This window comes from Paenibacillus sp. Aloe-11, from assembly GCF_000245715.1.
Lineage (GTDB): Bacteria > Bacillota > Bacilli > Paenibacillales > Paenibacillaceae > Paenibacillus > Paenibacillus kribbensis.
Genome location: NZ_JH601044.1, coordinates 1 through 6,670 on the forward strand (window position 1 = coordinate 1; position 6,670 = coordinate 6,670).

The window sequence follows — 6,670 nt, forward strand, 5'->3', positions numbered from 1 at the left end:
GCAAAGAATGAAGCGCCTCTACCAGCATCTTTAGCGTCATACCAAGCAATGAATGCATTTAGTTCCTTTTTACTTAGATCAAATTCTTTATCAAAACCATTGTCCATCGTTACAGTCAGAATAGCGCGGTCACCAGTTGGTTGTGCTGGTTGTTGAGTTCCGGGTTGTTCGGTTCCGGGTTGTTGAGTTCCAGGTTGTTGGGTTCCAGGTTGTTGGGTTCCAGGTTGTTGGGTTCCGGGTTGTTGAGTTCCAGGTTGTTGGGTTCCAGGTTGTTCGGTTCCGGGTTGTTGAGTTCCAGGTTGTGACCCGCTTTTGATTAAATTGAAAGGCTTCAGCGGACCATCCGTATCAATTGAATGAATAAATATATAACTATTTGTATTGTTCACAAATTCTACAGAGTGTTCTCCTTGAGCTAGTCCTAATTTCTCATACATAATTTTATGCTGATCTGACTGTTTACCACTCAGTGAAAAATTATCAACTTTAACACCGTCTATTAAAACATCAATACTAGTTGAACCTGAGCCCCATGTGGTAGATATAAATCTCAATTTAGTTCCCGTAAAATTAAATTTGAGGGAAGTTCCATAGCGTTCCCATGGTGAATTCCAAGTTTTTGGCCCTGAAGTATCTTTGAACCACTTTCCTCCGAGGTACGTAATATTCGCATCATTATAATTATAACGAGTCCACCCAGTTTCTGGTTCATCAAGAGTGTCACCAACTGACGCAGCAAAAATAATGCTTTGGTTTACACTTAGGAATAACAATAGACTCAGTAACCCGGAAACAAATATTTTCTTGAAAATTCTCACATATATTCTCCTTTATTATTTATTTGCTAAGATAGAATACTGTTATTATGATATACATGTCCAAACAATAACTTGTATATATTCAATTATAAGTTTAATTTTGGATTTAAATTATTGGAGTAATAAGAATATGCTGTTATATAACTTGAGATTCTTATTTGTTTTGCGACAACATCTTCTAAGGGCATTCTACTTTTTTTAGCAGGATGAATTAAATAAGTATGCAGATGGAACAAGGGTAAGGTTTATTGTTAAATAAGGATAAGAGACTCTACTGGTGTTGGATTTGTAGAGTCTTTTTCATACCTAATAAAAAATAAAAAATGCAAATATATAGATTATATTTATAGATCAGCAAATTAATGTTTAGACGTATTGTATAAAATTTGGATATCTTATGAGTACAAAATATAAAGGGGAAATAGAACTTGAAACGAATTCTTATACTTTTCACAATTTTGATAGCTTTTTTCTCGACAGAAACACAAATATTTGCTGATCAAAATGTTTGGACTAACGAGACTAATTTAACAAAAAAGATCGACAGGGTAAACCTGGTAAATGTTAATGGAAAGATTTATTCGATAGGGGGGCACGATCAGAATAAATTCTACGACACAATTGACGTTTATGATACTGCAACTAAAACATGGACGCAAAAGGGGAAACTGCCAACAGTGAGAGGAACGGTAAGCGCTGCTGTATATGATGGAAAGATATATATTACAGGTGGCGAGCCTATAAATAAAAAACTGGATATTTACGATACAGTAACAAATGAGTGGAAACAAGGAAAAGCATTCCCTAATGATGTGGCTGGTTATGCTTCTCAATTTGTAAATGGAAAGCTTCTTGTAATTGGTGGATTCACCAAGTATACCGATTCATCTGACATGGTTTACGAGTATGACCCAAGTACCAACATGTGGACAGAGAAGGCTCGTTTATCCAATCCTCGTAGATACACTACATCTGCATTAGTAAATGGAAAGGTGTATGTAATAGGTGGTATTAACGAATCAAAAGGGATACTCTCTTCTATTGAAGAGTATGATCCTCAGACCAATACCTGGACAACAAAGTCACCGATGTCAACTCCACGTATGGGGTTGGCAGCTGCAGTACTAAATAATGAAATATATGTTATTGGAGGTAATACAGACACTGCTACATTAAGCGGACCGGGAACAGCTGAAGTTGAAAAATACAATCCAAAAACAGACACTTGGTCTAAAGTACCTAGTATGCCAACTGCAAGGGGCTTCTTGTCGGCAGTTAGCTTGAATAATGCAATATATGTTGCGGGTGGATCTAATAAATCAATTTATTTTTCAGTCTTTGAGAAATATACCCTTGGTGATAACGACATGTCTCCAAGTCAACCGGAAGATCCAGGCACCTCTCAACCCGATAACCCAGTGGGTAATCGTGCAATTTTGGTAGTCACTATGACAACCGGCCTTGAAAAAGAGTTTGACCTAAGCATGAAAGAGGTCAATGACTTTATTGCCTGGTATGATGCTAAAGATGCTGGTAGAGGTGCTTCATTCTTTGCCATTAACAAGCATGACAACAATAAAGGCCCATTCAGCGGCCGCAAGGACTACATGCTGTTTGATCGGATACTTACGTTTGAAGTAAGCGAATACTCTAAATAAAGCGAAATACGGATATCTGTAATACCTGACGGAACCTTATTTATTGTGGATAGGCTATATATAGGAGCCTTGTAAAACCTATCAAAACTCTATTTCGACACACTCGTAATGTGTAGCCCGGGGGGTTCAATTCCCTTCACCAGCATCCTTACAATCGTAAGCACAGCGCGGCTTCCAAGCTTTTTGGAGGCCGCGCTTTTTTGTTACCGATTAGTCCTGTCTACCAGTAGTCCAAATACATATATTGTAGCGTGTCTAATAATATTTGTAGTTATCTTTCGCTAATGCGTAGAGACTTTTTCTCACAAATACTAAAATCGATCGTTATAAAATTACTAACTAGAGGGGGATTTTTATGCCACGAGCTTCAGTTATACTGCCAGTTTATAATAATGCGGCATTTGTTTTGGAGGCGATACACAGTATATTAATTCAAACCTATTTGGATTTCGAATTAATTCTGATTGATGATGGTTCCACAGATGGATCTGCTCATCTTATTTCACAAATAACAGATCCCAGGGTAATTAAGATCTTCCATAGTCCAAATAGAGGGTTGGTAGCCACGCTAAACGAAGGTTTAAATATGGCAACAGGCGATTACATCGTTCGAATGGATAGTGATGATATTTCTACGCCAGATCGGCTAGCTGTGCAAATATCTTTTATGGATCAAAACCCCTCGATTGATCTATGCGGTAGTGCTTATACTACTTCAATAGGAGGAGTGACTAGATTTAATCCAGCCAGTCATGAAGAAATTAGAACATGGTTGCTCTTTCATTGCTGCATCTGCCATCCTGCTACAATAATACGCAATAGCATGATTCATCGGCTAGGCATCCAGTATGATAGTAATTATCCTCATGCGGAAGACTATGAGCTGTGGAACCGATTAGCGCCTCAAATACAAATGGCTAACCTTCCTATAAATTTATTGTATTATCGTCAACATAAAGGACAAGTGTCCAATCAGCACAGGGTAATACAAGACGTTATTGCCCGGAGAATTCGACAAAGACAGTTTAGTCAGATGGGCTTGGAATTATCAGATGAAGAAAATCAGATTATGGTGGATATTCTTCAGTTTAATGTAAATACAAATGATTACAATAGTTACGTTAGAGCTTTGGGATTTGCGAATTGGGTGCTGGATCAAAACCGTAAGTATCTGGTTTACAATCAGGAACTATTAAACATGGCTTTTTCACGGTGCATTTCTAAGATTCCATATTAATAACAAAGGTTCCAGTAGAATCCGAAAGCATGAAATGAACCATCTTTACAAACGTAAGCACAGCGCGGCTTCCAAGCTTATTGGAGGCCGTGATTTTTTGTTGAATGAGCGTTTTTCGTGCTTGACAGGAAATTCTTTTGTCTACAAGATTAATGACTTTGCTTTTATCTGCGGAAGGAAATAAGTCACTGTTCTTAACAAAATAATATTTTATAACTTTTGTTTGTGCTAATATATCTCTATTCAATTACAACTAGAAAAGGGGATATTTTGTGCACTATGACAGGGAATTAAAGCTTACAGAAACAAATATTGCAAAAGGTATTGCTGTAATACTGCTTTTGATTCATCATCTCTTTGCTTTTCCTGACAGAATAAAGTATGACTATGTTTCGTTATTTAGTTTATTTCATGAGCGAGGGGAGTTCTATGTAGGGCATTTTGGTCAAATAGCAATATCTATTTTTTTATTTTTAAGTGGTTATGGATTATATAAAAGCAATGTTCAAAGCCCAGATCATTTAATGCAAAAAAGCTACTCAAGATTAAAAAAGATAATGATTAATTACTGGATTGTGTTTCTGCTTTTCATTCCTGTGGGGTTATATTTCTTTGGAAATTCCGACAGATTTCAAAATAATTCGATAATGGATTTTTTGCGGAATTTTATAGCATTATCGAGCTCATATAACGGTGAGTGGTGGTTTTTGTATGATTACATTCTGTTACTGCTCATTTTTCCAGTTACCTTCCAGGCTTTTCAACGTAATGCATGGGTAACTCTATTGATTGCCGGTCTTGTTTTTTATAATTCATATTCACAAGGAAATTATTACAGTATTATGTATTGGCAATTGCCGTTCATGATAGGGTTGTTCTTTGCTAAATATAAATTATATTCATGGATTGGTAAAATTTATGATTCCATCGTATTCAATAACATTATATTTGATATGATCATCATTGTAGTGCTATTTCGCTTTCGTACTACTAGTCAATTGTTTGAGAAGACAACGATTGATATCATAATCGCTCCATTATTTATCCTTGTTAGCATTCATTTGATGAGCAAATTAAAACTGTCAAGAGTTTTTGCCTACTTAGGTAAGAACTCGATGAATATTTGGTTAACCCATACCTTTTTTTGTTATTATTATTTTCAGAGTATCGTTTTTCTCCCTAAAGTATCTATTTTGATCTTGTTGTGGTTAGCGTTGTTAACGGTACTTACCTCTATTATCGTTAACAGCATTATTGGTCTTATTAACAACAAAGTGTACACTAAAGGTATTGATATAAGTACAAGCAAAGTTGGGGGTCAGGTATAGGTTTCTTGTTGCTAGCTGATTGAAAAGACTATGGAACAGTCCTTTACGAACACCCGATTGAGATCATTTTGTGTACTCAAGCACAGCCTCCAAGCTTTTTGGAAGCTGTGTCTTTTGTTGGAATGGGGATTTTTAAAACGTTTGACATCCTTAGGTATAAGAAAGTGCAGTATCCTGTATCAATTAAGGCGTGATTATTGGGCTTGGAGTGAATATAAAGAAGGACTTCATTGGTATGTAAGCCGATATGAAGTCATTTCCAATTGTTTATTTAGTTGAATACTCGCTTACTTCAAACGTGAGTATTTTGTTAAAGATAACGTAGTCCTTACGGTTGCTGAAAGGACCTTTGTTGTTATTGTGTTTGTCAATGGCAAAGAATGAAGCACCTCTGCCAGCATCTTTAGCGTCATACCAAGCGATGAATGCACTCAATTCTTTTTTGCTTAAATCGAATTCCTTATCCAAGCCATTGTCCATAGTTACAGTTAGAATAGCACGGTCGCCAGTTGGTTGTTCTGGTTCTGATGAGGGTTCCACTGGATCGGGTGTTACTTCAGAGGTGGCATAACCCCACATTTCCATTTCATGAATGGATAGATTGACATTTTTACCAGTTGCTCCATTATTATTAGTAATATTTATTTTATAAAATTTAAATTGATCTTTATTATTAAGTGAAAACTCATTAGCACCAGTAGTGAAAATATAATTCGTTTTATTATCAAGAACGGTCCAACTCAATCCATTATTAGACCCCTCAAAAGTCCAAGTATTAGGCATATCCTTACCAGCATCTGGTGGATTGCTAGTAGAGTATCCTGCGTAATAAAGAACATATTTGGTAACAATTTTTGGATTTGGAAACTCATAAGCAAGCCACCCGTCCTTAGGCGGTGTGCCCCAAGCGGTATAATTTCCAGCTGTGCTATAGTTCGCTTTTCCATCAAACGCTTTATATCCTTCGAGGCCATTGTATGCGGCACTATAGGTGACTTTACCTGAAGGGCTGCTATCTGATGTCATCTTAGGTATTAAGTTAGTTGCTTCTGATGTCGCAGCATGTGTTATTTGTGCGAACCAAGGAAGAAAGAATAAAGAAAGTAGAATCGGTAATAGTTTTCTCATCGTAAATTCCCTTTTTATTGTATTTGTTAAGTAATTATACAAAAGCGAAAAAAGGATTGTTTGGAATCCATAAAGATTTGACCGTCCATATTTCATCCGGAAAAAGTGTGAATTTGGGGTAAATATAACGAGGACTCCACTGGTATTTTAGCCGGATAGAGTCCTTCTTGTTGTTTATTTAGTTGAATACTCGCTTACTTCAAATGTAAGAATTTTGTTGAAAATTACGTAATCTTTTCGATTACTGAATGGGCCCTTGTTATTGGAATGTTTATCAATGGAAAAAAATGAAGCACCTCTACCAGCATCCTTTGCGTCATACCAAGCGATAAAGGCATTCAGTTCTTTTTTACTTAAATCGAATTCCTTATCAAAGCCATTGTCCATTGTAACAGTCAGAATAGCTGTGAGGACCCATCTGTATCCGACGAACCAGGCGTAGTAGACGAACCAGGTGTAGTAGACGACAGGTGTAGTAGACGAACCAGGTGTAGTAGACGA

At 36.6% G+C, this 6,670-nt stretch carries 5 protein-coding genes and 1 pseudogene; 3 read left to right on the plus strand and 3 right to left on the minus strand.

The features are described 5' to 3' along the window. The coding region (locus tag WG8_RS02630) for a hypothetical protein (protein ID WP_052310844.1) at positions 1 to 818 on the minus strand (818 nt) is incomplete at its 3' end. A 428-nt stretch (positions 819 to 1,246) separates the two neighbouring features. Between WG8_RS02630 and WG8_RS02635 the strand changes: the two genes are divergently transcribed. From WG8_RS02635 to WG8_RS02645, 3 genes are all read left to right on the plus strand, one after another. Further along, positions 1,247 to 2,476, plus strand: coding sequence for a Kelch repeat-containing protein (locus WG8_RS02635; RefSeq protein ID WP_043890712.1), 1,230 nt, complete (start codon positions 1,247 to 1,249; stop codon positions 2,474 to 2,476). A 355-nt stretch (positions 2,477 to 2,831) separates the two neighbouring features. Continuing rightward, on the plus strand, positions 2,832 to 3,713 hold the full coding sequence (locus WG8_RS02640; protein WP_007428527.1) for a glycosyltransferase family 2 protein: 882 nt from the start codon (positions 2,832 to 2,834) through the stop codon (positions 3,711 to 3,713). A 272-nt stretch (positions 3,714 to 3,985) separates the two neighbouring features. Further along, positions 3,986 to 5,041 carry an acyltransferase family protein gene (locus WG8_RS02645; RefSeq protein WP_043890713.1) on the plus strand — a complete coding sequence of 352 codons (1,056 nt, stop codon included), beginning with the start codon at positions 3,986 to 3,988 and terminating at the stop codon, positions 5,039 to 5,041. Positions 5,042 to 5,308: 267 nt separating this feature from the next. Here the strand turns inward: WG8_RS02645 and WG8_RS02650 are convergent, their stop codons facing one another. After that, positions 5,309 to 6,169 carry a ran-binding protein 10 gene (locus WG8_RS02650; protein WP_043890714.1) on the minus strand — a complete coding sequence of 287 codons (861 nt, stop codon included), beginning with the start codon at positions 6,167 to 6,169 and terminating at the stop codon, positions 5,309 to 5,311. Positions 6,170 to 6,343: 174 nt separating this feature from the next. Further along, positions 6,344 to 6,670 (minus strand): annotated as a pseudogene (locus WG8_RS27310) (SPRY domain-containing protein); the annotation flags it as partial.